At 55.2% G+C, this 2585-nt stretch carries 3 protein-coding genes; all 3 read left to right on the top strand.

What is annotated here, in order from left to right:
• The first annotated feature begins 31 nt into the window (after positions 1–31).
• The 3 genes from purC to B2W52_RS08880 are packed head-to-tail and all read left to right on the top strand — an operon-like array spanning position 32 to position 2550.
• Positions 32–745, top strand: coding sequence for a phosphoribosylaminoimidazolesuccinocarboxamide synthase (gene purC, locus B2W52_RS08890; RefSeq protein WP_008169108.1), 714 nt, complete (start codon positions 32–34; stop codon positions 743–745).
• Between the two features lie 31 nt (positions 746–776).
• Positions 777–1514: a TIGR04219 family outer membrane beta-barrel protein gene (locus B2W52_RS08885; protein ID WP_014577378.1), complete on the top strand. Its 738-nt coding sequence runs from the start codon at positions 777–779 to the stop codon at positions 1512–1514.
• 28 nt (positions 1515–1542) lie between these two features.
• Positions 1543–2550: an NAD-dependent epimerase gene (locus tag B2W52_RS08880; RefSeq protein ID WP_053112168.1), complete on the top strand. Its 1008-nt coding sequence runs from the start codon at positions 1543–1545 to the stop codon at positions 2548–2550.
• The last annotated feature ends 35 nt before the right edge of the window (positions 2551–2585 follow it).

Genomic DNA, 2585 nt, shown 5'->3' with positions numbered 1-2585 from the left:
CGCCAGAGGCGGCCGCTTTTCGGAGACCCCAATGGAAAAACGCGAAGAACTCTACGCCGGCAAGGCAAAATCCGTCTACCGTACCGACAACCCCGAACGTTTCGTGCTGGTATTCCGTGACGACACATCCGCCTTCGATGGTGAGAAAAAGGAACAGCTCAATCGCAAGGGCATGGTGAATAACAAGTTCAATGCGTTCATCATGGAGAAGCTGGAAGCGGCAGGTGTGCCGACCCATTTTGAAGGGTTGCTGTCGTCCACCGAATCTCTCGTCAAGAAGCTGGATATGATTCCGGTTGAATGCGTGGTTCGCAATGTTTCCGCCGGCAGTCTCTGCCGTCGTCTTGGCGTGGCGGAGGGGCAGGAACTGAATCCGCCCACCTACGAACTGTTCCTCAAGAACGACGCACTCCACGATCCGATGGTCAACGAATCCCTGGCCGTCAGCTTTGGCTGGGCCGCGGCGGATGAGCTGGAGCAGATGAAATCGTTGACCTATCGGGTTAACGACGTGCTGAAGGCCCTGTTTGACGAGGCAGGCATGCTACTTGTGGATTACAAGCTGGAGTTTGGTCGCTGCGAGGGCAAGATCGTTCTGGGTGACGAATTCAGTCCGGACGGTTGCCGGATCTGGGACAAGGAAACCCGCAAGAAAATGGATAAGGATCGTTTCCGCCAGGGGCTTGGCGAAGTGATCGAAACGTACGAAGAAGTCGGGCGCCGTCTGGGAATCCAGTTCGACTGACTGAAACTGACAACAAATTCAAAGGTGTGTCATGCGTAAACTGATGCTTGCTGTAGGTGGTTCACTGTTTCTGGTGGCGCCTGTGTCACAGGCAGATGTGGTTGGTCTTGGAGCCAGTGTAAGTTACTGGGATTCGGATCTGTCCGGCCAGGCTGCTGACAACGGCGATGTGGTTGATGTAGAAAATGACCTCAACCTAGACAGCGATTCGAATGCGAATGCGTCCCTGTATCTTGAGCATCCGATTCCGGTGCTTCCCAATGTTCGATTGAACTACACTCTGGTACAGCAGAGTGGTCGTGGCCAGGTAAATGGTAACTTTGGCGGCGTGAATTTTGGTGGCCTTGATGTTCAGTCTGATCTCGATTTGGAGCAACTGGATCTGACTCTTTACTACGAGGTGCTTGATAACTGGGTGAACCTGGATCTTGGCCTTACCGCACGGGATCTGTCCGGAGAGCTTATTGTTAAAGAGGCCTTAACAGGCACGCCTTCGAACGAAACCACGGTCGATGCGGTCATACCCATGGGCTACCTCGCCGCTCGTTTCGACCTGCCACTAACGGGTGTTTCCGTAGGTGCTGAGGGCAACTTCATCAGCTTCGACGGTGACTCTCTGCACGATTTCAACGCCTACGGCCAGTACGAGATCTCATTGATCCAGTTCCGCGCAGGCTATCGTCAGATGTCTATTGATTACGAAGACGGCAATGACCGGCTTGATGTCGAGATAGGCGGACCGTTCGTGAGTGCCGGGGTCTCGTTCTGAGACCGGCAGTCTTTTCAGGGAGAGACACGTGAAGATTCTTGTTACCGGAACGGCCGGTTTTATCGGCTCACACCTGGCTCATCGCCTTCTTGATCGGGGCGATGAAGTCATTGGCGTTGATAACGTCAATGATTACTACGATGTGAACCTGAAGGAAGCGCGGCTGAAGCGCCTGACCGACAAAGCCGGTTTTACCGAAGTCCGTCAGGATGTGGCTGACCGCGCTGCCATGGAAGCCCTTTTCGCCGAGCACAAACCCGAGCGGGTAGTGCACCTGGCGGCCCAGGCGGGTGTCCGATATTCCATCGAGAATCCTCACGCTTATGTGGACGCCAACCTCGTTGGTTTCATGAACATCCTTGAAGGGTGCAGGCACAATAAGGTCAAGCACCTCGTCTATGCGTCCAGCAGCTCGGTGTACGGTGCCAACGAGACCATGCCGTTCTCGGTGCACGACAACGTGGATCACCCGCTGAGTCTCTACGCGGCCTCCAAGAAGGCCAACGAGCTCATGGCCCACACGTACAGCCACCTGTATAACCTGCCGACCACAGGCCTGCGGTTTTTTACTGTCTATGGTCCCTGGGGTCGTCCGGATATGGCCTTGTTTATCTTTACCAAAAAGATCCTTGCCGGGGAGCCCATCGACGTCTTCAACCATGGCCACCACCGCCGGGACTTCACCTACATCGACGACATCGTCGAAGGCGTGATCCGGACCCTGGACCATGTCGCCGAACCAAACGGGGAGTGGAGCGGAGCAACCCCGGATCCCGGAACCAGCAAGGCGCCTTATCGCCTGTACAACATCGGGAGCAACAACCCGGTTGAGCTATCTCGCTTTATCGAGATTATCGAGGAGCGAGTCGGGAAGAAAGCCCAGAAAAACCTGCTTCCGTTGCAGCCGGGCGACGTGCCGGCCACCTACGCCAATGTTGATGATCTGATCGACGATGTGGGCTATAAGCCAGCTACCCCCGTAGAGGAGGGTATTGCGCGGTTTGTGGACTGGTATCGGGACTTCTACAACGTATAAAAGAGGGCCAGCAACTGCTGGCCCTTCTCGTATCT

The sequence above is a fragment of the Marinobacter sp. UBA2498 genome (genome assembly GCF_002341575.1).
Taxonomy (GTDB): Bacteria; Pseudomonadota; Gammaproteobacteria; order Pseudomonadales; family Oleiphilaceae; genus Marinobacter; species Marinobacter manganoxydans.
This window is presented reverse-complemented; position numbering and strand designations above follow the sequence as displayed.

Coding starts and splice junctions, on each gene's coding strand:
- purC (WP_008169108.1), top strand. CDS start 32: ATGGAAAAACGCGAAGAACTCTACGCCGGCAAGGCAAAATCCGTCTAC.
- B2W52_RS08885 (WP_014577378.1), top strand. CDS start 777: ATGCGTAAACTGATGCTTGCTGTAGGTGGTTCACTGTTTCTGGTGGCG.